The organism is Prauserella muralis, from assembly GCF_003202285.1.
Lineage (GTDB): Bacteria > Actinomycetota > Actinomycetes > Mycobacteriales > Pseudonocardiaceae > Prauserella_B > Prauserella_B muralis.
Genome location: NZ_MASW01000005.1, coordinates 54,412 through 80,187, shown reverse-complemented (window position 1 = coordinate 80,187; position 25,776 = coordinate 54,412). Strand labels below are relative to the sequence as shown.

The following is a 25,776-nucleotide window of genomic DNA, read 5'->3' as shown; positions in this document are numbered from 1 at the left end:
GAGCCGGCCTCGTTTGCGCGTTTCCGGGCATGTCGCTACCGTGGATATACCCCGGGGGGTATGGACGACATGCGAAGGAAAACCATGATCTTCACCCAGTACTACCTCGACTGCCTGTCCCAGGCTTCCTACCTCATCGGTGACGAGACCACGGGACGTGCCGTGGTCGTTGACCCGCGCCGTGACGTCGGGGAGTACCTTGCCGACGCCCACGCACGCGGGTTGCGCATCGAGGGCGTCGTCAACACCCACTTCCACGCCGACTTCGTCTCCGGGCACCTGGAGCTCGCCGAACGCACCGGCGCGTGGATCGGCTACGGCCGCCGCGCCTCGGGAACGGAGTTCGACGTCCGCGCACTGACCGGCGGCGAACGGATCCCCCTCGGTGACGTGGTGCTGGAGATCCTGGAGACCCCCGGGCACACACCCGAGTCGATCAGCGTCCTCGTCTACGAGCACACTGGGGACTCCGTGCCCTACGGCGTGCTGACCGGTGACGCACTGTTCATCGGCGACGTGGGACGCCCGGACCTGCTGGCCTCGCTCGGCTCGACCGCCGACGAGCTCGCCAGGATGCTGTACGACAGTGTCCAGCACAAGCTGATGGCGCTGCCCGACGAGGTGCGCGTGTTCCCCGCCCACGGCGCCGGGTCGGCCTGCGGGAAGAACCTCTCCACCGAACGGCAGTCGACGATCGGCCTGCAGCGGCTGATGAACTACGCCTGCGCCCCGATGACCGAGGAGGACTTCGTCGCGATCGTCACCGAGGGCCAGCCCTCGGCACCCGGCTACTTCGGCTACGACGCCGTGCTGAACCGCAAGCGCCGGGAGCTGCTCGACACCGACCGCCGCCTGCGCCCCCTCACCGCCGACGAGTTCCTCGCCCTGCGGGCCGACGGCGCGGTCGTCGTGGACGCACGCGAGCCGCACGAGTTCGCGGCGGGACACCTGCGGGGCTCGCTGAACGTCCCCGCCGACGGCCGGTTCGCCGAGCTGGCGGGGACGGTGCTGGAGCCGGGCAGGCCGATTCTCATCGTCGCTCCCGACGGCCGCGAGGAGGAGGTGGTCGTCCGCCTGGCCCGGATCGGCCTCGACACCGTGGCCGGACACCTGCCCGAGCCGGAAGCCGTGTTCCCCGCCATGGAGGGTGAGCTGACCAGGGCGAGCCGGCTCACCGCGCGCGAACTGCGGCAGGCCCGCGGCGGCGAGGTCGAACCCGTGGTGCTCGACGTGCGCAACGCCGGCGAACTCGCCGGGGGCCGCATCGACGGGTCACTGCACATCCCGCTGGCCGAGCTGCCGAAGCGGCTCGGCCAGGTGCCCGCGGCGGCACCGCTCGTCGTCTACTGCGCGGGCGGGACGCGATCCTCTGTCGCGGCGAGCCTGCTGCGCGCGAAAGGCCGCTCCGACGTCTCCGACCTGATCGGTGGATACGGGGCCTGGTCCCAGCTGCTCTTGCCTGCCGGGGCCTGAACGCACCCGGAGAACGAAAGGAACCAAGAAACCATGTGTCAGCGCACCACCTGTTCCCGCTGCGGCAAGCCCACCTACCGCGGTTGCGGGCAGCACGTCGAGCAGGTGCTCGGCGACGTCCCCATGTCCCGGCGCTGTTCCTGCGCCCAGGACGGCAAGCGCGAGCCCGGCACGGTGCGACGGCTCTTCCGCCGTCGCTGACCAGCACCCGGTCAGCGGCGTCCGAACGGGTCGTTCTCGTAGGACGACCGGTCGCCGGGGCGGCTCTCCAGCAGGGCGGCCCTGGCGACCCCCTCCAGCGTCACGACGATCGCGAACCCGATCGCCAGGTTGATCAGGGCCGTGGCCACCCGCGCGCCGAGGTCGTAGGACAGGCTCAGCGGCAGCACGATCGCGATGGCGGTGAACAGAACCATGATCCAGCCGTAGAACAGCCGGGGCCTCGGCGCCGTCACCAGCAGCACGTGCAGCACCGCCGTGGCGAGCAGCGCCACCCCGGCCGCGCCCAGGGCATAGGTGATCGTGTTGGCGCCCACCCACACGCCCTCGCCCCGCGGTGCGAGCACGGCGACATGGGCGATGCCCCGCGCGATGAGAATGCCCACCACCGCGACCAGCGCCGCCACACACGCGCTCGCCGCGCCGCCTGCCCACAGCCGTCTCGCGTTCACCTCAGTCTTCATGGGCCGACACTGACCGGGACACCGCGTCGCCCGGCAGGGGCGAAGGAACCCGCCACCGCGCCGTTGGACTCCAGCAGCAGGGTCCGTCCAGCCCTGACCAGGAGCCGCCGCGGCCCGGCACCGTGGACGGGTGCTGCGGGAACCGGACATCGCGACGACACCGCTGCCCCCGCTGCTTTCGCCGTGGAGCCGCACCGACCGCCGGGCCGCCGCGGCAGCCGCTGCGTTGCGACGGCACCCCACGCTGCGCGAGCACGTCGACTTTCTCGGCGCGGTGTTCGGGCTGTGCTTCTACTGTGTGTCGCTGACGCCGTCGCTGCTGCCCCGCCCATGGCTGCTGCAGGGGCTCATCAGCGGGCTCGCCGTGGGCATCGGATACCTGCTGGGCGTCTGCCTCGGCGCTGTGGGCAGGCGGCTGTGGCGGCGACGTGCCGACGCCCGGCTGGGCGAGCTGGCCTGGCGGATGCTCGGCTACACCGCGGGGCCGCTGCTGGCGTCCTTCGCCTACCTCGGCGCGGTCTGGCAGCGGGAGCTGTCTGCGCTGATGGGCCTTCCCGTGCCGGCCACGCTGCCGTACCTGGCGGTCCCGCTGATCGCCGTCGTGATCTTTCTGGAGTTGCTGGCGGTGGCCCGCGTCCGCGGGCGCGCGGCACGCAGGTTCGGCCGCGTGCTGGCCCGCCGGTTGCGCCCGGTGACCGCGCGGCGCACGGCGGCCATCGCGGTGACCATCCTGGTGGCGCTGGTTCAGCTCACGGTCGGCTACGGCCTGCTCGCCGTGGCGAACGACAACTTCCGCACCAGCAACCATCTCACCCCGGAGGGGGTCACGCGCCCGGTCGCTGCCGAGCGCTCCGGAAGCCCCGCCTCGCTGGTGCCGTGGGAGTCGCTGGGCCGCGACGGCAGGGCGTTCATCGCGAGCGGGCCCGCCGCCGCCGACCTGGCCCGGTTCAGCGGCCGCCCCGCGAGCACGCCCGTGCGCGTGTACGCGGGGCTGGAGTCGGCGCCGTCGATCCGCGACGCGGCGGCGCTCGCCGTGCGCGAGCTGGAGCGCACCGGCGCGTTCTCCCGGGAGGTGCTCGCCGTCGTGACCTCCACCGGGACCGGGTGGGTGGACGACGAGTTCCTGACCGCCCTGGAATACCTGTACAACGGCGACACGGCCGTGGCCACCATCCAGTACTCGTACCTGCCCAGCTGGCTGTCGTTCGTGCTGGACGGCAGCCAGGCACGGACCGCGGGCCGGGAGCTCTTCGAGCAGGTGCGCGCGCGCTGGTCGCGAGTGCCCCCGGCCGAGCGGCCGCGCCTGCTCGTGTTCGGGGAGAGCCTCGGGGCCTACGGCGCGGAGGCCGCCTTCCGCGACCTCACCGACATGCGGGCGCGCACGGACGGCGTGCTGCTCGTGGGACCGCCCCACAACAGCCCGATCTGGCACGAGCTCGTGCGCGGCCGCGACCCGGGCTCGCCGGAGGCGTTGCCGGTCTACGGCGGCGGGGCCGCCGTGCGGTTCGCCCACCGGGCGGCCGACCTCGGCCGCCCCGCAGGACCGTGGATGTGGCCGCGCGTGCTCTACCTGCAGCGTGCCTCCGACCCGGTGGTCTGGTGGTCACCGGATCTGCTGGTGGGCAAGCCGACCTGGATCACCGAGCGCGGAGCCCAGCCCGCCGACGGAGGCCTGCGCTGGTACCCGTTCATCACGTTCGCGCAGCTGACCGCGGACCTCGGCCTCGCCAACGACATGCCGTCCGGCTTCGGCCACCGGTACCGGGAGATGGCCGTGACCGCGTGGCTGGCGATCGCGCCGCCGCCGGGCTGGACCGGCGACGACACGGCCCGGCTGGAGGCACTGCTGCGGGAACGCCGCTGAGGCGGCGCGAACCCGCGCTCGCGCGTACCCTGGAGGGTATCGACGCCACACCGAACACCGCGAGCCCGGGCACCCCGACGGCCTCCGCTCCGGGAAGACTCCGCCAGATCCTGGCCCTGGGACTGGTACTGGCACTCCTCGTCGGTGTCCACCTCATCACCAAGCTCGGCCCACCCGGCATCGGGCTGGTCGCCGGTCCCGCCGTGGCCGTGGTGCTCGTCGGCGTCGCCCGGCGCCTCGGCCTTTCCTGGCACGACCTCGGCCTGAGCCGCCGGAGCTGGCGCAAGGGCGCGCTCTACGGCGGGATCGCGGTGGCGGTGGTCGCCACGGTGTACGTGGTCGGCGCCCTGCTGCCGTGGACCTCGTCGAGCTTTCTCGACGTCCGCTACGACATGGCGCTCGGCTCGGCACTGCTCACCGCGCTCGTCATCATCCCGCTGAACACCGTGCTGCTGGAGGAGATCGCCTTCCGTGGCGTGCTGCTCGGGATGCTGAAGCGCCCGCTCGGCACGGTCTGGGCCGTCGGCCTGTCGTCGACGCTGTTCGGGCTGTGGCACATCCTGCCGTCGCTGCATCTCGGCGAGCAGAACCAGGCGCTCGGCAACGTCCTCGGCAGCGGGCCCACCGCTCAGGTCCTCATCGTCACCGGTGTCGTTCTCTTCACCGCGGTGGCGGGCGTGCTGTTCAGCGAACTGCGCAGGCGCAGCGGCAGCGTGCTGGCCTCGGCGGGCATGCACTGGGCCACCAACGGCCTCGGCGTGCTGTTGTCGTCGCTGCTGTGGGCGGCCCACGCCACCTGAGCGCGCGGCGAAACCGTCAGTCCAGCGGTCCGGTGTCCGGGCCCAGGATGCGTTCGGTGAGCGCCCTCGACTGCGGCGGCACACCCCGCACCTCGGCCTCCAGGCCTGCCTCGCGGGCATGGTCCAGCATCGACCGCAGCACCAGCGCGCCCGTGGTGTCGACGCGGCCGAGCCCGCCGAGGTTCACGACGAGCCGCGTGGCCGCGGGATGGGCGGCGAGCGCGTCGAGCAGCGCGGCGTCCAGGCGCTGCGCGGTGCCGAACCACAACACGCCGCGCGGGGTCAGGGTCAGCGTGCCGTCCGGTGCCTCGACGTCGACCTCGAGGTGCAGCATGCGCCACAGGAACACCACGATCGACAACGCGATGCCCGCCAGCACCGCGAGATCGATCCTGGGCGCCAGCAGCATGGTGGCGAGGAACGTGCTCCAGGCGATGAGCGCCTGCGGACGCGAAAGCCGCCACAGCCGCAGCAGCGGCCGGAACCGCAGGAGCCCGGCGACCGCCACCACGACGATCGCGCCGAGCACGGCGAGCGGCAGCGGGCGCAGGATCCCGGCCAGCGGCAGGAACGCCAGCACGGCAAGCCCGGTGAACGCGCCGGACCATCGGGTTCTGGCGCCGGACATCCGGTTGACCGAGCTGCGCGAGAACGAGCCCCCGCATGGCATGCCTCCCACCGCGGCGGCGGTCAGGTTGGCGACCCCCTGGCTGACGAACTCCCGGTCGGCGCTCCAGCGGACCCGTTCCTCGGTGGCGAACCGGCGGGCGATCGAGGCCGCCTCGGTGAACCCGATGAGCGCGATGACCACGCCCGGCAGGATCAGCTCCGGCAGCCGGTCCCACGGGAGGTCGTCGAGCGTGAACGGCGGGAGCCCTGCGGGCACGGCGCCCACCACCGCGCCCCGGTAGCCGAGGACCGCCGAGGCCACGATCCCGAGCACCGCGGCGGCCAGCACCCCGGGAAACAGCCGGTGCAGGCGCCGCCCTCCGACGATGACCAGTGCGCTCAGCACCGCGAACGCCAGCGCGGGCAGGCCCCACTGCCCCGGATGGGCCACCGCCCACGCCGCCTCGAGGATGTCGTTGCCGCGGTCCGGGGGCGAGGAGACACCCAGCGCCTTCGGCAGCTGCGAGCACGCGATGAGGACCGCGGCGGCGGGCACGAAGCCGAGCAGCATCGGTTGCGACATCAGGTACGCCAGCCAGCCCGCTCGCACCAGCCCGAGCGCCACGCGCACGGCCCCCACGACGAACGCGAGGGCCAGGCCGAGGCCGACGTACTCCGGGCTGCCGGGCTCGGCCATGGTGCTCAGCGTGCCGAACGTGAGCAGCGCGGTGATCGCGACCGGCCCGGTCTGCAGGTACGGCGAGGACGCGAAGACGGCGGCGAGCAGCGGCGGCACCGCGCCCGCGTACAGGCCGGCGACCGGGGGCATCCCGGCGAGCTCGGCGTAGGCGAGCGACTGCGGGATCCCCACCATCGCCACGCTGATGCCGGCCACGGCGTCGGCGAGTAGGGTCCTCGCCACGCCGGGCCGCCGGGACGGGCTCGGCGCCGGTTTGCGCGCGGTGGTCACGGCTGCTCAGCGCACGACGGTCAGCGGCAGCGCCAGGCCGGCGAGCCCGCGCCGGACGGCGGGCAGCCGGGCGGCCAGCTCCGTGAGCGCGACGGCCGACGGGGCGTTGGCGTCACCGGCCACCACGGGCAGGCCGGTGTCGCCCGCTTCGCGCAGCGCGGCGTCGAGCGGTATCCGGCCGAGCAGCTCGGTGCCGAGCTCGTCGGCGAGACGCTGCCCGCCGCCCGCACCGAACGGGGCGGTGTGCTCACCGCAGCCGGCGCAGACGAGAGTGCTCATGTTCTCCACGACCCCGGCCACGGGCATCCGCTGCTGCCGGGCCAGCCTGCCGACCCTGGAGGCGACGGCCTGCGCCGCGGGCTGCGGCGTGGTGACCGCCAGCAGTGCCGCCTCGGGCACCAGCTCCAGCAGCGACAGCGTGATGTCGCCGGTGCCCGGCGGCAGGTCGAGCAGCAGGACGTCCAGCTCTCCCCAGTGGACGTCGGCGAGGAACTGCTCCAGTGCCTTGTGCAGCAGCGGCCCGCGCCACAGGACGGGGGCGTCGTCGGCGACGAGGAACCCCACCGACATCAGTCGCACTCCGTGCGCCTGCAGTGGCAGCATCAGCCCGTTCAGCGCGACGGGGTTGCGTCGCACGCCGAACAGCTGGGGAACCGAGTAGCCCCAGACGTCGGCGTCGAGCAGCCCGACCCGCTTGCCGCGGCGGGCGAGCGCGACCGCCAGGTTCGCCGCGACCGAGGACTTGCCGACACCGCCCTTGCCGCTGGCGACCGCGTAGACGAGCGTCCGCGCGCCGAACCGGGTGGAGCGCTCGCCTCGCAACCGCTGGGCCAGCTCCATCCGCTGCCGCGCGGACAGTGTCGTGAAGGCCACCTCGGCCCGTCGCACGCCCGGCACCGTGAGCGCCGCGGCCGTCACCGCCTCGCGCAGGTGCTCCCGCAGCGGGCAGCCCGCCGTCGTCAGGGCCACCTCGACGCGGGCCGTTCCCGCGCGGTCACCGCGCGCCGTGCGCAGCATGCCGAGCTCACCGATGCCCCGGTGCAGCTCCGGGTCCTCCACCGCCCCGACGGCGTTCCACAGGGCGGTGTCGTCAACGGCGGAACGGCCCCGGCTGCGGGTCAGCATCCCGGCACCCGGTAGCCGCGGCGTTTCGGCGCCAGCGGGCGCATCATGAACTCCGGCCGCCGCTGCCCGCCGGGACCGAGATCGGGCCGGGCCTTCGCCAGCCACTCACGGTAGACCGCCGCCGATCGGCGGGTGTCGACGTACACGTCGCCGTAGCGATCGCCAGGGCGGGCGAACTCGAGGCGGATCTTCTGCAGCCAGCAGTGCATCCCCGAGTCGGGGTCCGGGTGCACGGCGAACGCGAGGTTCTGGTGCACTCCGGGGTCCTCCCAGTTGATCCGGCTGGAGTCGGGGTCGGAGGAGGTGAACGGCTCGATGCCTCCGCGGTGCCGCAGCAGCCAGGTGTGCTCACCGTCCGGATGGGACAGTTCCACCATGCCCGTGACCCACCGGCTGCCCTCGCCGGGATGCAGCCGCCAGCGGCCCATGTGGTGCGAGAGGGCGCACACCCCGGGCCGGATGCCCTCCGTGACCCACACCCTGGCCACGAAGTAGCCGATCTCGGTGCTGATCCGCACCAGGTCGTCGGTGACCATGCCGTGCCGCGCCGCGTCGAGCGAGCTGAGCCACAGCGGGTGGGTGTTGGAGATCTCGTTGAGGTACTTGGCGTTACCCGAGCGCGTGTGGATGAGCGTGGGCAGCCGGAAGGTGGGCACGAGCACCAGCTCGCCGGCCTCGATGTCGATCTCGCGGCGGGCGACGTGCGAGCGGAGGTAGCCGGGGATGGCGTGCTCGGCCCTGCCCCAGTCGCGCATGGTCGTGGAGTACAGCTCGAGCCTGCGCGAGGGCGTCGGCCAGCCCACCGTCGCCGTGCCGTCCTCGTGCCGCAGCCCGACGGCGCCGGCCTCCCCCACGACCGGCGCGACCGAGTCCGGGGTCACCGGCAGGCGCAGCACGCCCCCGGGGCCGGCCTCCGCTCCGGCGAGCTGCTCGTCGCCGAGCGGCCGCTCGTCCCCGCGGTACACGTCGTCGTCCAGCGCGACCACGCCGTAGCGGCGCATGTACTCCAGCGGCTCCATGCCCTCCTCGGCCGCCTTCTTCGGCAGGCCGGGCACCTGGTTCTCGAACAGCCACCGGTAGTACTCGTCCACGGTGATCTTTGCCCCCGGTCGGTAGGGGGACTCGAAGTACCGCCGGATGCCGAGCTCGCCGTCGGGGTCGATGCGCCAGGACAGCTCGATCCAGAACTCGTTCTCCTCCCACACCTCGCCGGGGTTGACGTCGCGGGTGTCGGTGTAGTCCATGCCCAGCCGGTCCATCGCGACGCGGCGCACCGGCTGCCGGAAGCCCAGCCACCGGCCCGCGTGGGTCTCGTACGAATGCGTGTCGTGCCGTTCGGTCGCGTGTCCCATCGGCAGCACGTAGTCGGCGAACTCGGCCGTCTCCGACCAGGTGGGCGTGAGCGCGACGTGCAGGCCCACGGTGTCCAGGTCGGACAGCTGCTCGATCCAGGTGAACCCGTCCGGGTTGGTCCACACCGGGTTGTACACGCGCGAGAAGTACACCGCGAGCCTGCCCCTGCCCTCGGCGAGGAAGTGCGGCAGCAGGAACGACATCTCGTTGGTCGACAGGGGGTACTCGCGCGGCCAGATGAGCTCGTTCCAGCGTTCGTGCGCCTCCGGCCTGCCCGGGCCGTGGGGGATGAACTTGTGCCAGCCGTTCGGGCTCGTCCCACCCCGCGTGCCGATACTGCCGGTCAGGGCGAGGACGAACCACAGCGCCCGGGAGACCTGCCAGCCACCCAGGTTGCCCGCGGTCGGCCCGCGCCACACGTGGGCGGCGAGCCTGCCGTCGCAGTCGGCGACCACCTCGGCGAGCTGCTCGATCCGGTCGGCGGGGATCTGTGCCTCCTCCGCGGCGAACTCGAAGGTGTAGCGGGCGTAGTCGTCGGTGAGCCGGTCGAGGAACGTCTCGAAGTCCTGCGGCACCAGGGGATGCAGTTCGGCGAGGTAGGTTCGCCAGTTGAGCCACCGGCGCAGGAACTCGGTGTCGATCCGCCGGGTCCGCAGCAGGTGGGAGGCGATGGACAGCAGGATGGCCGCCTCGCTGCCGGGCCAGGGGGTGAGCCAGACGTCGGCGTGCGCGGCGGTGTTGGACAGCCGCGGGTCCAGGACGACGAGCTTGGCGCCGGACTGCTTGCCCTCCATGATGCGCTGCGCGTGCGGGTTGAAGTAGTGCCCGGTCTCCAGGTGGCTGGACAGCAGCAGGATGACCTTGGCGTTGGCGTGGTCGGCCGAGGGCCGGTCGAACCCGGTCCACAGCGACATCCCGAACCGCGCGCCCGCGGAGCAGATGTTGGTGTGCGTGTTGTGGCCGTCGATGCCCCACGCGGTGAGGAACCGCTCCGCGAAACCGTCCTCGCCGGGCCTGCCCACGTGGTACATGACCTCGTCGTGGCGGTCCTCGGCGATCGCCGCCCGGATGCGCCCCGCGATGTCGTCCAGCGCCTCGTCCCACGAGACCCGTTCCCAGCCGCCACCGCCGCGCTCCCCGGTGCGTCGCAGGGGGTGGAGGATGCGTTCGGGGTCGTTGATCTGGTTGATCGTGGCAGGCCCCTTGGCGCAGTTGCGGCCCCGCGAACCCGGGTGCGCGGGGTTGCCCTCCAGCTTCGTCACCGAGAGATCGCTTTTGTCCACATAGGCCAGCAGCCCGCAGGCGCTCTCGCAGTTGAAGCAGGTGGTGGGCACGAGCAGGTACGAGCGCGCCACCTTGCGCGGATGGGCCTTCGCGTCGTACTCGACGTGGTCGTCCCAGCTGGACACCGGAGGGAAGTTGCGCAGGTGCTCGTGGCTGCGTGCGCCGGGAAGGTACGGTTCCGTCCCGCTCATGGGCGACTCCTTTTCCACGGGTGGGCGAGAACTCACGACAGCGGGACGTCCTGCCCCGCGCGGACGAACACGCTCTCGTGCGCGAGGAGCGCGGCCTGCAGCACGAGACCCGCGGCCAGCCCGGTCGCCCCGGGCGCTCCCGCCCAGGCGGCCGCGGCGAGAGCCGCGCCTGCCAGGGTGAGGCCGACTCCCCCGCCCCAGAACAGGCGGGCGTAGCGGCCCGCGACGACCATGCGTGCCGCGACGGCGGCGTGCGCCGTGGCGTGCCGCCCGGTGTACTCGACGACCGCCATCACCGCGTGCACGGCGGCCGCCAGCGCGACCGCGGGCAGCACCAGGGTCCGCACGCCGGGGACCGGCCCCACCGTGACCGCGGCGACGGCGAGCGCGCCGCCGCCCGCCATCGCCGCCTGCACGATGAGCTGCCAGAGCAGCAACGGGCTCTGCCAGAGGTCGCGTCCCTCGGCCTGCCCGAAGAGGAAGCCCGTGTAGCCCGCGACCATCGCCGCGGCGAGCACGGTCGGTACGGCGAGCCATGCGCGCACGGTGCCCGCGCTGCCGGACGGCAGCACGCCCGCGGCCGCCAGGACGCCGACGGCCAGCCACGCCGTGAACAGCGCCGCGCCGGCGGCCAGGACCACGGCGCCCCAGAACATCCACGATCGCGGGTTCGGCTTGAGCAGGATGTAGAGGAACCGCTCGGGACGTTTGAGATCCCAGACGAGCAGACCTCCGGTGAGAGCGACGCCGCCGACGCCGAGCGCGGGTGCCACCAGGTCGCCGAGCACGCCGAGGTCGGCGCCCGCCAGCACCGCGACCGCGGCGAGCAGCATGGCGCCCGCACCGACCGCCTTGGTCCACAGGTAGGTGGTCACCCGCCAGCCCCAGGGCCGGGGATGTGCGGTGTTGAGCGTGGTGCGGGCCTTGCTCACGGGGTCGGTGGGCAGGTCCGCCGACACCGACCTGCGGTGCTCGTCGGGGCGCGCCCAGAGGTAGGTGTCGCCGGTCGGCGCGGCGAGCGGGTCGAGCACCGCGCGATCGGCCCCGAGGTAGAAGACGTTGGGTCCGGTGTGCTGCTCCGGCGCGCGCACCTGCACGGGGTTGCCGGCCACGAGCCGCGCGATCCCGCTGCCGGGATCGTCCAGGTCGCCCACCCAGATCGAGTGCGTCGGGCACACGACCACGCAGGCGGGCTCCAGCCCGGCGTCGACGCGGTGCGCACAGAAGTTGCACTTGGCGGCGGTGTGGGTCTGCTCGTCGAGGTAGATCGCGTCGTAGGGGCATGCCTGCAGGCACGCCTTGCAGCCGATGCAGCGCTCGTTGTCGAAGTCGACGATGCCGTCGTCGCGCTGGAACAGTGCCTGCGTCGGGCAGATCGTCACGCAGGGCGCGTCGGTGCAGTGGTTACACCGCAGGACCCCGAAGTCCCGGGTCGTGGCGGGGAACTCCCCCGACTCGACGTACTTCACCCACGTGCGGAACTGACCGACCGGCACGTCGTGCTCGGTCTTGCAGGCCACCGTGCACGCATGGCAGCCGATGCACGTGCGCTGGTCGATGGCGAAGCCGTACCGCATCGGCGCCTCCGGGATGTCTTGACGCACCGTGACGCTAATGCGGTGCCGGGACCCCGGGTACCGGCCTTGGCTCTGGGTACCCCCAAACCAGACTTTGGTCTACGGTGAGACGGTGCCGCTGCCGTCGCACGTGCCCGAGATCGGCGCCCTCGATCTGCTGCTCAGCGTCGCCCGCCTGGGCAGCCTCGGCCGGGCCGCGCGGGAACACGGCATCTCCCAGCCCGCGGCGGCGTCCCGGATCCGCAACATGGAGCGGTTGATCGGGGTGCCGCTCATCGTGCGCTCCGCCACCGGTTCCCGGCTCACCGACGAAGGTGCGGTCATCGCCGACTGGGCCGGGCGGGTGGTGGACGCCGCGGCCGCGCTCGACGCCGGCATCACGGCGTTGCGCGAGCAGCAGGCCAGCCGGATCCAGCTCGCCTGCAGCATGACCATCGCGGAGTACCTGTTGCCGGGCTGGCTGGCCGAGGTCCGCAGGCGCGTGCCGGCGGCCGCCATCGGCCTGCAGGTGGTGAACTCGTCCAAGGTGGCGGAGCTGGTGCTCGGGGGCGGCGCCGATCTCGGCTTCGTGGAGGGTGCGGACGTCCCGGCAGGCCTGGAGTCGCAGGTGCTGGCTCAGGACGAGCTGCTGCTCGTCGTGCCGCCCGGCCACGCCTGGGCGCGGCGGAGCAGGCCGGTGCCCGCGGCCGAGCTGGCGGCCACCCCGTTGATCAGCAGGGAACCGGGTTCCGGCACCCGGTATGTGCTCGACCACGAGCTGGAGCGGCTCGGCCATCGGTCCCGGTCCGCACCGATCATGGAGCTGTCGTCCACCACGGCCATCAAGGCCGCCGCGGAAGCGGGCATCGGGCCCGCCGTGCTGAGCTCGCTGGCACTCGCGGAGGACGTGGCCAGCGGCAAGCTGGTCGTCGTGCCGACCGAGGGCCTGAACCTCGGCCGCCGGCTGCGGCTGGTGCTCCGCGCGGGCGAGCAGTTGCCGCCCGCGCTGCGGGACGTGGTGGCGGCGATCACCGCGGCGGCGCGCGGCGACGAGGCACGCCGGGCTACCCACACCCGGCGAGATCGTGGCGGCGGCCCGCCTCCGCGGCCATGACGCCGCGCAGCCGCCGGCCGCTGCTGGCACACTCGGGTGATGCGGAAGTCCTCGCTCGACGCCCTCGCCCGTGAGCTGCTCAAGCGTGCCGCCTGCGCGCCACACGGCCGCAGCGCGGAAACCGTCTACGGCGGGCACGAGCACATGCTCCGGCAGACCGTGCTCGCGCTCACGGCAGGCAGCTCACTGGCCGAACACGACAGCCCCGGCGAGGCGACGTTGTTCGTCCTGCGCGGCAGGATCCGGCTGCACGCCGGGGACATCGACTGGGATGGCCTGCACGGCGACCTCATCGCGATCCCGCCCGAACGGCACAGTCTCGACGCGCTGGAGGACTCCGTGGTGGTCCTGACCGTGGTCAAGCCGCGCTGAGTGCCAGTCGGGACGCCCTGCCGCGGCGCCCGGCGACTCCGGCGGCAATGGACTTTCGGACCCGGGCCAGTGCCGCAAGTCCCTATCCCGGTGCGCACGGCCCCGCGCATGCTGGGCGATGTGGAGATCACGGAAGCGCTTCTGCCCGGTGTCGGCATCCGGTACGAGTTCAGCACCGCACACGGTGACCGCGTCGGCATCGTGGTCTCCCGCAACGAGGACGCCTTCGACGTCGTGACCTACCCACCGGGCGAGGAGGAGACGTCGCGACCGGCGTTCCGGCTCACCCGCACGGAGGCCGACGCCGTCATCGAGATCCTCGGTGTGCCCCAACTGTCCGAGCGGCTCGCGGACCTCACCAGGGACATCCCGGGACTGGCCGCCGCCGAGATCGACATCCCCGCCGACTCGGTCCACGCGGGCGCGACGTTGGGCGACACGCGCGCCCGCACCCGGACCGGCGCGACGGTCGTCGCCGTCGTGCACGACGGCACGGTCATCCCCGCACCCTCACCGCGGGAGCGGCTGTGCCCCGGCGACGTGCTTGTCGTCCTCGGCACACACGCGGGCATCGCGCGGCTGCGCCGCATCCTCACCAGCACCGCGCCGGCGCACGCGGCCGGCATCCCCGGCAAGGAGCAATGACCATGAACTACGACGTCACCATCTGCGACATGCCCGACAGAACGGCGTTCGTGCAACGGCAACGGGTCGACGCGGACCGGCTCGGCGACGCGATCGGCAGCACGATCGGATCGCTGGTCGCCACGGCGGGCCGGTACGGCCTCACGCCCGCCGGCGCACCCGAGGTCGCCTACCTGAGCGAGTACTCGCCGGAGCAACCGGTGGAGCTCGAGGTGCGCGTGCCGGTCGCGGGCGCCGAACGGCTCGGCCCCGGTCACGGCGCGCCACTGGCCGAGCTGTCCGCCGGCCGGTGCGTGAGGACAGTCCATCAGGGACCGTACGACAAGATCGGCGACGCCTACGCCGCCCTGGACAAGTGGATCGCCGTGCACGGGCACCACGCGGCGGGCCCGCCGACGGAGGTCTATCTGGTCGGCCCGGACCGGACCGGCACACCGGAGGAGTACCGCACCGAGGTCTCCATTCCCATCGAGCAGTGACGACCGTGCCGGAACCCGCCCTCGCCCACGGTGCCCTGCACGGCGGCATGCCGTACCTGCGGGTGGGGTCCGGCGCCCCGCTGGTGTTCCTGCCCGGCATCACGGCCCATCACCGGCAGCCGGAGGGGTCCGACCTGCGCGCACAGCTGGCGCAGCTGCGCCCGCTGGCTCGCCACCGCCAGGTATGGTGGATCAACCGCAGGCCGGGCCTAGCCGCGCCCGTGACGATCGCCGGGCTCGCCCGCGACTACGCCGAGGCGCTGCGTCACGTGCGCCTCGACGGGCCGCTGGACGTGGTGGGCGTGTCCACCGGGGGCAGCATCGCGCTGCAACTGGCCGCCGACCATCCCGCGCTCGTGCGGCGCCTGGCCGTGGTCTCCGCGGCCTGCCGGCTCGGCCCCCAGGGCAAAAGGCTGCAGCGGCGGACGTGCGAGTGGCTCCGCGCGGGCAACCCGCGCAGGGCGGCCGCCGCGATGCTGGCCGGGCTGGGCACGCGCGCCACCACCCGTCGTCTGCTCGCCGGTGCGGGTTGGCTGGTGGGCAGCCGGCTTCTCGGCACGGGCGATCCGGACCTGCTAGCCACGCTGGAGGCCGAGGACGCCTTCGACGGCGAGCCCAGGCTCGCCGCCATCACCGCCCCTGCGCTCGTCGCGGGTGGCGAGCGCGACGCGTTCTACGGCAGGGACCGGTTCGCCCGCACCGCGGAGCTGATCCCCCACGGGCGGCTGCGGATCTACCCGGGCCTCGGGCACGTGAGCACGCACCGGCGCGCGGTGGCGCGGGACGTGCTCACGTTCCTCGATGGCGGCTGAGCGAGCCGGTCACTCCGGCTGGTACGGCAGCACGCGGAACACCGGGTACCGCGCGGCGATGCGCTCGAACTCGGCGAGCGGCGCGCCGGGCGCCACCGGCAGGTGCGGCCGGCCGCCTGGCGCCAGTTCGAGGAAGCGCCGCAGGATCGGCGCGCGCACGCCGCGGCCAGGGCCGAACGTCCCCGCCGGAAAGGTCAGTCCGCGGGGGCCGCGTCGAGCACGGCCCGGCCCGACCGCGGGTCGTACGGGAACGACACGTGCTGGTGGATCATCCGCCAGCGGCCGCCGACCTTCTGGAAGATCCGCGTGCCGCGCGACCACGACTCGTGCCGCCCGGCAGGGCCGTCGACGCGCATCCGGTTGAGCCCCCAGGTGACGGCGATGTCGTCGCGCACGATCACCCGCAGGTCGGGGATGTCCCAACGGAAGTCGCCGTCGGCCACGGAGAACCCGTGGCGGCACACCTCCCGGATCCGCTCGGCTCCCGTGTGGACCAGCGGCGCCTCGTGCTCGTAGGACACGGCGTCGTCGGCGATCTTCGTCATCACGGCGTCGAGGTCCTTCGCGGCCGCGCTCGCGAACCATTCCTCGAACTCGCGACGGATCTCGGTCTCGGCGAGCTGCCGGTCGAGCTTGCCGAAGCATTCGTCCCAGCCCTCGGCGTTGCCGTCGCGCAGGCCGGTGGACGGGAAGCCGGTCTGCTCGAACGTCATCTCGGTTCCGGTGCCCGTGGCGGCGAAGCTGACGGTCACCACGGTCTCGGGTCCGGTGTGGCCCTGGTCGTCGGACTGGGTGAGCGTGAACACCAGCCGGTCCGGTTCGGCGATCTCCCGGAACCGCCCGGACTCGCGGTGGGTCTCGCCGGTGGCGGAGCGGTACTCCACCCACCACTGCCCGCCTGCCCTGGCGTCGAGCTCGCAGCCGGTGACGGTGTAGCCGTCGGGCGCGAACCAGCCGGCGACGTCCTCGGCTCGCACCCAGTTGCCGAACACCAGCTCCCGTGGCGCGTCGAAGACCCGGACGATCGTGATCGTGCGCGCGTCGCGGTCGCGTGTGTCGTGGTTGAGCATGGCGTCGGTCATGACGGTCTCCCCTCGTCGGTGGTGTCCGTGTCCGTGGTGTCCGTGGTGTCCGTGGATCGGCCACCCTGCTGCCGGGCCAGCCGGGCGTCCAGGCGGTCGAACCGGCCCTGCCAGAGCTGCCGGTAGCTGTGCAGCCAGTCGTCGATGTCGGCCAGCGGCTCCACGCGGATGCGGCTCGGCCTGCGCTGCGCGGCGCGTCCCCGCGTGACGAGCCCGGCCGCCTCCAGCACCGCGACGTGCTTCGACACCGCGCGCGGCGTCATCGCGAACGGCTCGGCCAGTTCGGCGACCGACGCCTCGCCCTCGCGGAGCCGGTCGAGGATCGCGCGCCGGGTCGGATCGGCGAGCGCCGCGAACGCCGCGCTGAGCGTGTCCCCCGCCATTGAGAACCTCCTAGTTCCGGAACTGATTGGTACCATACACGGGATCGCCACGGGTGTCGAGCGCGGTTTGCCCCTGCCGGGCCCGGGTACGCAGCGGACGGACCCACCAGGGGCGGAACGGAAGGGGCACGCATGTGGTGGCGATCGGCCGCGCAGGGCGCCGTCGCGGGCGCGGTGGGAGTCGCCGCGATGACGGCGGCCGAGAAGGCCGAGCAGCGGCTCACCGGCAGGCCCGACTCGCACGTCCCCGCGCGCACGCTGGAGCGGCTGTTCGGGCGGGCCGAGTACCCGCACCGGCAGCCGAGGTGGCTCAACCTCGCCATGCACGCGGGGCAGGGCGTGCTGCTGGGCACCCTGCGGGGTGTGATGGCGGGCGCCGGGCTGCGCGGCCCGTGGGCGTCGGCGATGTTCCTCGCCGTCCGCCTGACCAACGACCAGACGCTGGAGAACGCCACCGGGGTCGGCGCGCCACCCTGGACGTGGCCCCGGGCCGAGTTGCTGGTCGACCTGGCGCACAAGGGCGTCTACGCGTTCGCCACGGGCGCGGTCGCCGACGCGCTGGCCGCGCGCTCGGGCCCGGGTCCCGGCCAGGTGCACGCGCGGTTGCGGCCCGGCCGCGTGCCCGATGTCGGGCCGCCGGAGAGGAGGCGACGATGACGGCTGCGCCGGAGCCCGGGGCCGACGGGCTGACGTTCATCGGCACGGCGACGACGCTGCTGCGGCTGGGTCCGTTCACGCTGCTGACCGACCCGAACTTCCTGCACCGCGGCCAGTGGGTGCACATCGGCCACGGCCTGGTGACGCGGCGGCGCACCGAGCCCGCGGCCCAGCCCGCCGACCTGCCCCCGCTGGACGCGGTGCTGCTGTCCCACCTGCACGGCGACCACTTCGACCGCGTCGCCCGGCGCGAACTGAGCCGGGACGTCCCGATCCTGACCACCGGGCACGCCGCGAGAAGGCTCGCCAGGCAGGGTTTTCGCGAGGCCACCGGCATGCGCACGTGGTCGAGCCAGCGGCTCACCGACGGCGACGCGAGCCTCACCGTGACCGCCGTGCCCGCCCGCCACTCGGCGACGCCGCTCGACCGGCTGCTGCCCCCGGTGCAGGGCAGCGTGCTCGAGTACCGCCCGGACCCGGATGCCCGCGTGCGCCGGATCTACCTCAGCGGCGACACGGTGCTGCACGACGAGCTCCGGCAGATCGCCGCGTGGTTCGGCGACCTCGACCTGGCGGTGCTGCACCTCGGCGGGACACGAGTGCTCGGGGTGCGGCTGTCGATGGACGACCGGCAGGGCGCCGACCTGGTCGAGTGGCTGCGCCCGGCCGGTGTGGTGCCGGTGCACTTCGACGACTACGGCCTGTTCACCTCGCCGCTGTCGAACTTCCTGACCGAGGTCGCCGACCGCAAGCTGCCCGCCGAGATCCGGCTGCTGCGGCGCGGCGACACCCTGCGGCTCGCCTGAGCCCCCAGTCCGGGGCGCCGCCGCCCGCTGGTCAGGGCTTGCGGGCGACCCCGCCCGCGATGCAGTGCTGCACCTGGTTCAGCGGCTTGAGCCTCGGCCCGTCCATCCACCAGTCGGCGCAGCGGACGACGCCGGGCTCGCACAGCTCGAGACCGTCGAACAGCTCCTCGATCTCCGCGAGCGTGCGGAAGGTTCCGCTGCCCATGGGGCTGTGCCGGAACACCTCCTCCATCTTGCGCGCGACGCTGCTGTATTCGTTCTCCGGGTCGAGGAAGTGGCTGATGGCGACGTAGGAGCCCGACGGCAGCGCGTCGATGTACTCCTTCATGATCTTCGCCGGGTCCTCGCTCGCGCCCTCGTAGTGGTGCAGCGTGCCCATCTGCAGGAACGCCAGCGGCTGGCTGAAGTCGATGTGCTTGACCACGACCTCGTTGTTCAGCAGTTCCTGCGGCTTGAAGATGTCGGCGGAGGCGAAGTGCGTGAAGTCGTTCTCCTCCAGCAGCGCGCGGCCGTGGGCGCTGACGACGGGGTCGTTGTCGACGTACACCACGCGCGCGTCCGGGTTGATGCGCTGCACGACCTGGTGGACGTTCTCCGCGGTGGGCAGCCCGGACCCGCAGTCCAGGTACTGCTCGAGGCCGGTCTGCTGCGCGAGGAACCGGCACACGCGGATGAGGAAGCTGCGGTTCTCGTAGGCGAGGTCGGCCGCCTCGGGCGCCTTCGCCTTGACGCCTTCGAACACCTGGCGGTCGATCTCGTAGTTGTCCTTCCCGCCGAGGAAGGCGTCGTACACCCGCGCGATGCTGGCGATGTTCGGGTCGACGCCGGCGGGAACACGCTCGCTCTGCGGCACCGGATCGGGCATGCGTACCTCGCTGGACCTGGAAGGGGCGGCTGGGCTGTCGAACGTAGCGTAAGGGTTGCGTTCCCGACGGTAAACAGCCCCTCCGGTTATCGCGCGACCTCGATATTCAGTTCGTCGCCGGGGCCGCGCCCGGATACGCTCCCGGCCGTGTTCACGGTGTTCCTGTTCCTCTGACGCCGCCGGCTCGACGGCGCGGCGCGAGCCCGCCGCCGGCGATGCGGGGGCCGCCACCCGGCGGTCCCCGAGTCGCGACGTCAGAGGACGACCGTGCATCGCGTTCCCTCGGGTGCGCACGTGCTCGTGCGCACCCTTCGAGGACTCGAGGACCTCACCGCATCCGAGATCATCACCCGCGGGGCCGGAGCCGTGCTGGGAACGGGACACCGGCAGGTGCTGGTCGCCGCCCCGGTACCCGACCGCGTCGCCGCGCTGACCACCGCCGACGACGCGATCGTCGTCGTGGCGACCGCGCCGGACGCCGGGCACACCAGGGCCGCCCTGCGCGAGACCGTCGGCGCACACCTCGCACCGGCCCGGGCCGTCGCGGTGACCGCCACCGTGCTGGGCAGGCGGGCCTTCAGCCGCTTCGACGCCGAGGACGCCGTGGGCGGGCTGCTCGCCCGTGCCGGTGCGCGCTACGTGTCCCGGCGGGACGGGCAGCGCCCTCCCGGCACCGCGCAGCACTGGCGGCTGCTGCTCGGCGACGGCTCCGCCGTGCTGGGCGTCCGGCTCACCACCGCGCCCCTGCACCGGCGGGCCTACAAGACCCGCGGTGTCCCCGGCACCCTGCATCCTCCGCTCGCCGCCGCCATGGCCCGCCTTGCCGGGCCCGGCGGTGGCGAGGTCGTGCTCGATCCCTGCGCCGGGGCCGGGACGCTGCTGATCGAGGCGGCCCGCCGGCAGCCGGACGGCCGGTTCCAGGGCTTCGACCTCGATCCGGCGGCGCTGGCGGCGGCCCGGCACAACGCCACGGCGGCGCGCGTGCGCGCCGGCCTCGCCCGTGCGGACGCCACCCGCCTGCCCGTCGCCCGCGGCCGGGCCGACGTGGTCTTGGTCAACCCTCCGTGGAACCGGCAGGTGGCCGCGCACGGCGGGCTGGCGGGCTCCGGCGGCCTGCTGTGGCCGGAACTGCACCGCGTGACCCGGCCAGGAGGGCGCCTCGTGGCGGTTCTGCACGGACAGCACGGCATCGCCGAGCTGGAACGGGCACAGTGGACCGTCCACAGGCGAATTCCGGTGCGGCTGATGGGCGCCTGGATGACCGTGGTGCTCGCCGGCAGGGCGGGCGGGTGAGCCTCAGCGCCGTTCCGCTCGGCCGGTGGCGGCGATCACGCGGCCGAGCGCCGCGTGCAACCGCTCCAGTTCGGCCACCTCCATGCCGAGGGTCTCCACGACCCGGTACGGGATCTTCTCCGCCTCCGCGCGCAACGCGTGCCCCGCGCCGGTGAGGTCCACGGTGAGCGTGCGCTCGTCGGCCGTCCCCCGGCGGCGGCTGACGTAGCCGAGCGACTCCAGGCGCTTCAGCAGGGGCGAGAGCGTGGCCGGCTCGGCGCGCAGCACGTCGCAGAGATCCTTCACCGTGCGCGGAGTCCTCTCCCACAGGGCGAGCAGCACCAGGTACTGCGGGTGGGTCAGGCCGAACGGCCTGAGCAGCGGCCGGTAGATCGCGATCACGCTGCGGGAGGCCACGGACAGCGCGAAACACACCTGCCGGTCCAGCGCCAGCGGGTCCTCGCCGAGATCGACGTCCATCCCGGCATCGTAGTTCAGTTAGCACCCTAACTGTTAGTGTGCTGACATGGCGAGCGAGCGCGACCGGCCCGGCCCGGTGCAGTGGCTGTGGTATGCGGTCGGCGGCAGACTGCCGCAGGCGTACCGGGAATGGGTGCTGCGGGACGTGACGGCACGGACCTGGATGTGGCGGCACGCGGCACGCAGCACCGTGCTGCTCGCGCCGCTGTGCTCGGCGTGGCTGCTGCTGCCCGGACCGCTCGGGCTCCGGCTGCCGCTGGTGTTGCTCGCCGCGCTGGTCGGCTACTTCTACTCGCTCGCCTACGCCGAGGAAAGCGTCGAGCACCGGCTGAGCAAGTACGGCTACCCGCGCGGCACGGCCAGGCGCACGCGGGCCGCGGCGCGCGCGGAACGCGACGCCGACCTGCACGAGCGCTACCTCGCCCGGTACCGCAGGCAGGAGTAGTGCTCCGTTTGCGCCTCGCCCTGCGGTGGTACGCCGGAAGCCGCTGCCGTCGAAGGGAGGCGCGATGTCGGACGACAGGCCAGGCCGCACCACCGGCCAGCAGCCGGACGAGCGCAAGCTCGACGAGGCCCGCGAGGCGATCAAGGACGCCAAGCGCGCGGCCGCGGAGGACCAGGACGTGATCGACCAGCAGGACGCCACCGAAGTCCTGCCGACCGACCCGCCCTCACGCGAGACCGGCTTCTCGCCGTCCTGAGCCGTTCCGGGCCGCACCGGCCCGGCCGGTCACTGCCCGGGCACCCACAGCCTCGACGCCGGGCGGGGTTGTTCGGCCGGTGCCGCCTGCCCCGCGGCCCGGGGCGGGGCGGGAACCCGGTCCAGATCGCCTGCCTCCGGCTCCCGGCCCGCCGCCTCGTTCTCGGCGTTGACCTGGTGCAGGCGCAGCTGTGCCAGCGCCTGGTCGATCTGCTTGCCGAGGTCGCCCGAGACGTACTCGCGGACCTGGTCGGTCATCATCGCGGCGAGGTCGATCAGCAGCCGCGCGTCCCGCCTGCCCAGCTTCACCTGGGCCGCGTTGAGCACGCTGGAGATCAGCTCCGCGGCGACCTGCTCGACCGGAGCCGACCGCAGCCGCTCCATGTACTGGCGGGCCTCCTGCTCCGACATCCCCGGCGAGGAGCCCTCCTGTCCCGTCGGCGCGCCCACGTCCACACCTCCTGGTAGCGCGTGAATCCACACCACTGTGCGCCGCTGGGCAGAATAGCGCGCTCAGCCCAGGATGCCGACCGCCCACATCAGCGCCAGCAGGACGAACCAGATCACCAGCGCCACGAGCACGCGTAGCCACAGCTGCTTGAGCACAGCCTCAGCCGCCCAGGTTGTCGAGGACCAGCAGCACCGAGAGGAACCCGAAGAAGACGAAGGACACGGCGAGCACCGCCAGCCGCACGCCACCGATCCGGATGGGCTTCGGCAGACCCTTGCGGTTGAGCAGGATCAGCAGGCCGGAGTAGATGAACATCTGCACGCCCGCGATGGACGACGAGATGACCACCAGCAGGAACGGCTGGTCCACACCCGCGAGCAGGATCGCGGACCCGACGACGATCATCAGCCACACGAACGCGGCGTAGATCTTGCTCTCCGACCAGAAGTGGCTGTCCTTGAGAGCGTTGACCTTCAGCTGGTCGGCGACCAGGCGGCACGTGTAGTCGATGATGCCGAGGTTGGTGGAGAACAGCGCCACCGTGCCGGCCGCCCAGAACGCGGTGCCGAACCACGGCGCGACGACGTCCTGCAGCACCTGCCCTTCCAGCAGCAGGAACGCCAGGTCCTCCTGCTCCACCTGGCCGACCGGCAGCGTGGAGTACGCCAGCACGGACAGCACCACCAGCGTCGCCACGCCGATGAGGAAGAAGGTGATGAACTGCTCCCAGTTGGCGACCTTCCACCAGCCCTTCCACCGGCGCATGTTCTCCCGGTCGGTCGGGAACAGGTAGCCCAGCGACGGCCTGGCCTCCTCGTGGCCCGTGATCGGCGAGACGATGCGCGGCATCCGCTGCCCCATGCCCATGCGCTTGTCCCGGATGTAGTTGCTCTGCACCAGGTTGTTCGCCCCGCCCGCGCCTGCGAAGGCCAGCGCGCCTAGCAGCAGCGCCGCACTGAGCCCCTCGTGCCCGATGGGGAAGCCGATGTCACCGATACCCTCGGTGAACAGCGAGCCCCAGGCGTCGGGCGTGGTGGCCACCGGGATGGCGACGATGACGAACACCATGATGAGCGCGACGAGCACGCCCTGGATCTTCTCGACCCACTGGTAGACCACGGGCGAGAGCGTGAGCGTGATGCCGATGGCCACCAGCGCCGCGATCGTGATCGGCACGACCGGCGCGTCCTCGCCGAGGCCGAGCGCGAACGAGACCGTCGTCGCGGCGCCGGTGGCCCAGCCGGGCCAGAAGTTCTGCAGCAGCGCGAAGACGATGAACAACCACCACCACGGTTTCCAGAATCGCGCGAATCCCGTGATGGCGGATTCTCCCGTGGCGAGCGTGTACCGCTCGATCTCCATGTTCAGGAAGAACTGGATGCCGAATCCGACGATGGCGGCCCAGAGGAAGACGAATCCGATCTGGGAGGTGATGTAGGGCCACAGAATCATCTCCCCCGACCCGATGGCGGTCGCGAGGATGATGACACTGGCGCCGGTGATCCTGCGCAGGGGCACCGGCTCCGGGAGATTCGCGAGTTCGACCGGCGGCAAATGCTTGCCCGGCAACGTGAACTGTTCCGAATCGGCCCCACTGGTTTCCGTCATACGGCAACCTCATCTCACCGCGGGCGAACAATTGCTAACCGTGGCGCAGCGCCCCGATAGGGTGACGCCGGTCACCTATTCGTGTCAATAGCGATTCGGTTTCGGAGCGGTTCCGGTCGATCGCGCCCGTGCTCATCCGGGCGGGTTGCGCCCCGCCGGACCGGGTAGCCCCCGGACATGGCAGCGCTGACATCCCCCTCGAACACATCGAAGGACACGACCGCCTCGACGGCCTCGGCCGCCTCGAAGGCCGCGCGGGCGTGGCAACGGGTTCACCGGCTGTACGCCGGAGAGGCGAACCGGCCGCTGCGCGGCTACCTGGTCGTGCTCGGCACGTACGCCGGGCTCGCCGGGGCACTCACGGCCGCGGGCAGGGCGCTGGGCGTCCGGCTGCCCCAGCGCATCAGCACCGGCGACACGGTGCGGGTGGCGGTGGCGACGCACAAGGCCAGCAGGCTGCTGGCCAAGGACGCCGTCACCAGCCCGCTGCGGGCGCCCTTCGCCCACTACGAGGAGCCCGCCGGGATGGCGGAGCTCAACGAGTCGGTGCGCGGCCACGGCGCCCAGCACGCGGTCGGCGAGATGCTGACCTGCCCGTTCTGCCTGAGCGTGTGGATCGCGACGGGCATGACGGCGGGCCTGGTCGCCGCCCCGCGTGCCACCCGCGTGGTGAGCACCCTGCTGACCGTGGTGGCCGCCTCGGACTTCCTGCAGATCGCCTACGACACCGGCAAGCAGGTTCCCGGGCGCGTGTCCGGCGGCTGAGCGACGCTCAGGCCACGGCACGCACGTCGTCCACCAGCTCCCGGGGGTGCGTTCGCACCCCGTCCCGCAGCACCCCCGGGATCGCGCGGCGGGCGCGGGCCAGCCGCACCGCCGCCAGAACCAGGTAGAGCGCCGAGAAGCCGAACCGCACCGCGGTCATCGTGTCCTGCCCGCTCAGCACCACGCTCGCGGTGAGGTCACCGAGGAAGATCGCCATGATCGCGGCGGCCTCCCGCACGCTGATCCGCAGGTCGATCAGCAGGCTCAGCGCGAACAGCGACTGCGCCGCGGTCAGCAGGATCTCCTGCCGCTGCACGGCGTCCATCGGCAGGCCGGACAGGCTGCCCGCGGACAGCGCGAACGCCGCGGGCACCATGCTGACCAGCAGCGTCCACTGGTTGATCTTCGACGACAGCAGCGTGCCGAGTCCCTTGTCGGGCAGCTGCCGCCAGGCGAACAGGCACGCGGGCAGCAGCTCGGCCGACTCGGTGGCCAGCGGTGCGACCCACTGCACCATGAGGAACTTGTCGACCCCGATCAGCGTGCCGGTGCCGGTGATCGACTCGCTGAGCGGATGCGCCATCAGCACGATCACCGCGGCAGCCGAGGTCATGAGCCCGACCACGATGGTGCGCCGCCACGCGGTGGACGCCCGCGCGATGAGGGCGGGAGGACCGATGAACTCGGGTTCCTCCTGCGGCGCGCGGCTGATCCGCGCCACGTAGAAGCCGAACATCGCGAGCAGCACCGCGGTGTCGACGAGACTCAGCGTCGACCGGAACGGCATGTGCAGCATGTAGAGCGAGGCGGCGCCGAGGACGACGACGTCGACGGTGGCGAGCCTGCGCAGCCTGCTCACGTACGGGCCGCCGCCCTGCTCGCCCTCGGCGTCGTCGTACTCGCCGCGCCTGCGCCGTGCGCGGTAGCCGAGTGCGCCGACGAACACGACCACCGCCCAGCCGATGCCGATGAGCAGCCGGTTGGCGCCGGTCATGTTGGCCAGCGCGAGCGGCGCCATGGCCGGGTTCTCCCCCGCCCGCCAGGCGAACTGCAGGTCGATCGCGTACTCGGGCAGGATCGCCACCACCGCGAGCGCGGACAGCGCCACGCCGGTCGGCACCTCGAGCTCGGCCAGTTCGGTGCCCCACACCAGCAGCAGTGCCGCGCCGATGAAGGCGGCCCCGTAGACGAACGTGCCCAGCACGGGGCTGGCGTGGCCGACGGCGAAGCGCAGCACCAGCGCGGGCACGCACAGGGCGGCCGCGCCCGCGAGCGCCATGATCCGGCGCCCTCGGGCGCCACCGGAAGCATTCATCGCCCCGCGGGGTAGCCCGTTGTCCGTCCGGGTACACCCCGGCGCCGCTCACCAGGCGTCCT

The 25,776-nt window shown here is 72.7% G+C and carries 28 protein-coding genes; 15 read left to right on the top strand and 13 right to left on the bottom strand.

Features of this window, described 5'->3' with window-relative positions; all coding sequences use genetic code 11:
- Nucleotides 1-84 precede the first annotated feature (84 nt).
- Both BAY60_RS21060 and BAY60_RS37255 read left to right on the top strand, forming a co-directional pair.
- Nucleotides 85-1,473 (top strand): MBL fold metallo-hydrolase, encoded by a 1,389-nt coding sequence (locus BAY60_RS21060; RefSeq protein WP_112282784.1) that lies wholly within the window; start codon nt 85-87, stop codon nt 1,471-1,473.
- Nucleotides 1,474-1,506: 33 nt separating this feature from the next.
- Nucleotides 1,507-1,674, top strand: a complete 168-nt coding sequence (locus BAY60_RS37255; RefSeq protein ID WP_170160497.1) for a hypothetical protein — start codon at nt 1,507-1,509, stop codon at nt 1,672-1,674.
- An 11-nt stretch (nt 1,675-1,685) separates the two neighbouring features.
- On the opposite strand, the gene BAY60_RS21055 is transcribed toward BAY60_RS37255, so the two are convergent.
- Nucleotides 1,686-2,156, bottom strand: a complete 471-nt coding sequence (locus BAY60_RS21055; RefSeq protein ID WP_112282783.1) for a DUF6069 family protein — start codon at nt 2,154-2,156, stop codon at nt 1,686-1,688.
- A gap of 130 nt (nt 2,157-2,286) precedes the next feature.
- On the opposite strand from BAY60_RS21055, the gene BAY60_RS21050 reads away from it, so the two are divergent.
- Together BAY60_RS21050 and BAY60_RS21045 are read left to right on the top strand one after the other, a co-directional pair.
- Nucleotides 2,287-4,020, top strand: a complete 1,734-nt coding sequence (locus BAY60_RS21050) for an alpha/beta hydrolase (protein ID WP_112282782.1) — start codon at nt 2,287-2,289, stop codon at nt 4,018-4,020.
- The gene (locus tag BAY60_RS21045) at nt 3,939-4,820 is read left to right on the top strand and encodes a CPBP family intramembrane glutamic endopeptidase (protein WP_245992729.1); all 882 of its coding nucleotides are present in this window, start codon (nt 3,939-3,941) and stop codon (nt 4,818-4,820) included. Before BAY60_RS21050 ends, BAY60_RS21045 begins: the two co-directional genes overlap by 82 nt.
- A gap of 16 nt (nt 4,821-4,836) precedes the next feature.
- Here the strand turns inward: BAY60_RS21045 and BAY60_RS21040 are convergent, their stop codons facing one another.
- The 4 genes from BAY60_RS21040 to BAY60_RS21025 are packed head-to-tail and all read right to left on the bottom strand — an operon-like array spanning nt 4,837 to nt 11,956.
- Nucleotides 4,837-6,399, bottom strand: a complete 1,563-nt coding sequence (locus BAY60_RS21040) for a SulP family inorganic anion transporter (protein WP_112282781.1) — start codon at nt 6,397-6,399, stop codon at nt 4,837-4,839.
- 6 nt (nt 6,400-6,405) lie between these two features.
- On the bottom strand, nt 6,406-7,524 hold the full coding sequence (locus BAY60_RS21035; RefSeq protein WP_112282780.1) for an Mrp/NBP35 family ATP-binding protein: 1,119 nt from the start codon (nt 7,522-7,524) through the stop codon (nt 6,406-6,408).
- Nucleotides 7,518-10,352, bottom strand: a complete 2,835-nt coding sequence (locus tag BAY60_RS21030) for a molybdopterin-dependent oxidoreductase (protein WP_112282779.1) — start codon at nt 10,350-10,352, stop codon at nt 7,518-7,520. Before BAY60_RS21030 ends, BAY60_RS21035 begins: the two co-directional genes overlap by 7 nt.
- A gap of 32 nt (nt 10,353-10,384) precedes the next feature.
- Nucleotides 10,385-11,956, bottom strand: a complete 1,572-nt coding sequence (locus BAY60_RS21025) for a 4Fe-4S dicluster domain-containing protein (protein WP_245992728.1) — start codon at nt 11,954-11,956, stop codon at nt 10,385-10,387.
- Nucleotides 11,957-12,041: 85 nt separating this feature from the next.
- Between BAY60_RS21025 and BAY60_RS21020 the strand changes: the two genes are divergently transcribed.
- From BAY60_RS21020 to BAY60_RS21000, 5 genes are all read left to right on the top strand, one after another.
- Nucleotides 12,042-13,022 carry a LysR family transcriptional regulator gene (locus tag BAY60_RS21020; protein WP_112282777.1) on the top strand — a complete coding sequence of 327 codons (981 nt, stop codon included), beginning with the start codon at nt 12,042-12,044 and terminating at the stop codon, nt 13,020-13,022.
- 39 nt (nt 13,023-13,061) lie between these two features.
- Nucleotides 13,062-13,394, top strand: coding sequence for a cupin domain-containing protein (locus tag BAY60_RS21015; protein WP_112282776.1), 333 nt, complete (start codon nt 13,062-13,064; stop codon nt 13,392-13,394).
- 120 nt (nt 13,395-13,514) lie between these two features.
- Entirely contained in the window at nt 13,515-14,039 is a 525-nt protein-coding gene (locus BAY60_RS21010; protein WP_112283499.1) for a cation:proton antiporter regulatory subunit, read from the top strand.
- A gap of 2 nt (nt 14,040-14,041) precedes the next feature.
- Complete coding sequence (locus BAY60_RS21005) at nt 14,042-14,518, top strand: GyrI-like domain-containing protein (protein WP_170160495.1); 477 nt, start codon at nt 14,042-14,044, stop codon at nt 14,516-14,518.
- Nucleotides 14,515-15,330 (top strand): alpha/beta fold hydrolase, encoded by an 816-nt coding sequence (locus BAY60_RS21000; RefSeq protein WP_245992727.1) that lies wholly within the window; start codon nt 14,515-14,517, stop codon nt 15,328-15,330. Before BAY60_RS21005 ends, BAY60_RS21000 begins: the two co-directional genes overlap by 4 nt.
- 9 nt (nt 15,331-15,339) lie before the next feature.
- Here the strand turns inward: BAY60_RS21000 and BAY60_RS20995 are convergent, their stop codons facing one another.
- From BAY60_RS20995 to BAY60_RS20985, 3 genes are read right to left on the bottom strand one after another with little or no spacing between them, the layout of a single operon-like run.
- Nucleotides 15,340-15,489 (bottom strand): hypothetical protein, encoded by a 150-nt coding sequence (locus tag BAY60_RS20995; RefSeq protein WP_211330412.1) that lies wholly within the window; start codon nt 15,487-15,489, stop codon nt 15,340-15,342.
- A 35-nt stretch (nt 15,490-15,524) separates the two neighbouring features.
- A complete protein-coding gene (locus tag BAY60_RS20990) occupies nt 15,525-16,412 on the bottom strand; it encodes an SRPBCC domain-containing protein (RefSeq protein WP_112282774.1) in 888 nt (295 codons plus the stop codon).
- On the bottom strand, nt 16,409-16,795 hold the full coding sequence (locus BAY60_RS20985) for an ArsR/SmtB family transcription factor (protein ID WP_112282773.1): 387 nt from the start codon (nt 16,793-16,795) through the stop codon (nt 16,409-16,411). The genes BAY60_RS20990 and BAY60_RS20985 overlap by 4 nt, the downstream gene beginning before the upstream one ends.
- 132 nt (nt 16,796-16,927) lie before the next feature.
- Here BAY60_RS20985 and BAY60_RS20980 point away from each other — a divergent pair, with 132 nt between their 5' ends.
- Both BAY60_RS20980 and BAY60_RS20975 read left to right on the top strand, forming a co-directional pair.
- Entirely contained in the window at nt 16,928-17,452 is a 525-nt protein-coding gene (locus tag BAY60_RS20980; protein WP_112282772.1) for a hypothetical protein, read from the top strand.
- Complete coding sequence (locus BAY60_RS20975) at nt 17,449-18,258, top strand: MBL fold metallo-hydrolase (protein ID WP_112282771.1); 810 nt, start codon at nt 17,449-17,451, stop codon at nt 18,256-18,258. Before BAY60_RS20980 ends, BAY60_RS20975 begins: the two co-directional genes overlap by 4 nt.
- 31 nt (nt 18,259-18,289) lie before the next feature.
- Here BAY60_RS20975 and BAY60_RS20970 read toward each other — a convergent pair whose 3' ends face one another.
- On the bottom strand, nt 18,290-19,123 hold the full coding sequence (locus tag BAY60_RS20970) for an SAM-dependent methyltransferase (RefSeq protein ID WP_112282770.1): 834 nt from the start codon (nt 19,121-19,123) through the stop codon (nt 18,290-18,292).
- Between the two features lie 267 nt (nt 19,124-19,390).
- Here BAY60_RS20970 and BAY60_RS20965 point away from each other — a divergent pair, with 267 nt between their 5' ends.
- A complete protein-coding gene (locus BAY60_RS20965; RefSeq protein WP_146771064.1) occupies nt 19,391-20,416 on the top strand; it encodes a methyltransferase domain-containing protein in 1,026 nt (341 codons plus the stop codon).
- A gap of 3 nt (nt 20,417-20,419) precedes the next feature.
- Here the strand turns inward: BAY60_RS20965 and BAY60_RS20960 are convergent, their stop codons facing one another.
- Complete coding sequence (locus BAY60_RS20960; protein ID WP_112282768.1) at nt 20,420-20,875, bottom strand: MarR family winged helix-turn-helix transcriptional regulator; 456 nt, start codon at nt 20,873-20,875, stop codon at nt 20,420-20,422.
- A gap of 46 nt (nt 20,876-20,921) precedes the next feature.
- Between BAY60_RS20960 and BAY60_RS20955 the strand changes: the two genes are divergently transcribed.
- The gene (locus BAY60_RS20955) at nt 20,922-21,320 is read left to right on the top strand and encodes a DUF5313 family protein (RefSeq protein WP_112282767.1); all 399 of its coding nucleotides are present in this window, start codon (nt 20,922-20,924) and stop codon (nt 21,318-21,320) included.
- 64 nt (nt 21,321-21,384) lie between these two features.
- Complete coding sequence (locus BAY60_RS20950; protein ID WP_146771063.1) at nt 21,385-21,576, top strand: hypothetical protein; 192 nt, start codon at nt 21,385-21,387, stop codon at nt 21,574-21,576.
- A gap of 29 nt (nt 21,577-21,605) precedes the next feature.
- Here the strand turns inward: BAY60_RS20950 and BAY60_RS36850 are convergent, their stop codons facing one another.
- A complete protein-coding gene (locus BAY60_RS36850; protein WP_146771062.1) occupies nt 21,606-22,025 on the bottom strand; it encodes a hypothetical protein in 420 nt (139 codons plus the stop codon).
- A 160-nt stretch (nt 22,026-22,185) separates the two neighbouring features.
- The gene (locus BAY60_RS20940; RefSeq protein WP_112282764.1) at nt 22,186-23,634 is read right to left on the bottom strand and encodes an Nramp family divalent metal transporter; all 1,449 of its coding nucleotides are present in this window, start codon (nt 23,632-23,634) and stop codon (nt 22,186-22,188) included.
- Nucleotides 23,635-23,811: 177 nt separating this feature from the next.
- Between BAY60_RS20940 and BAY60_RS20935 the strand changes: the two genes are divergently transcribed.
- Nucleotides 23,812-24,399 carry a DUF1360 domain-containing protein gene (locus BAY60_RS20935; RefSeq protein ID WP_112282763.1) on the top strand — a complete coding sequence of 196 codons (588 nt, stop codon included), beginning with the start codon at nt 23,812-23,814 and terminating at the stop codon, nt 24,397-24,399.
- 7 nt (nt 24,400-24,406) lie between these two features.
- Here the strand turns inward: BAY60_RS20935 and BAY60_RS20930 are convergent, their stop codons facing one another.
- Nucleotides 24,407-25,714, bottom strand: a complete 1,308-nt coding sequence (locus BAY60_RS20930; RefSeq protein ID WP_112282762.1) for a sodium:proton exchanger — start codon at nt 25,712-25,714, stop codon at nt 24,407-24,409.
- Between the last annotated feature and the right edge of the window lie 62 nt (nt 25,715-25,776).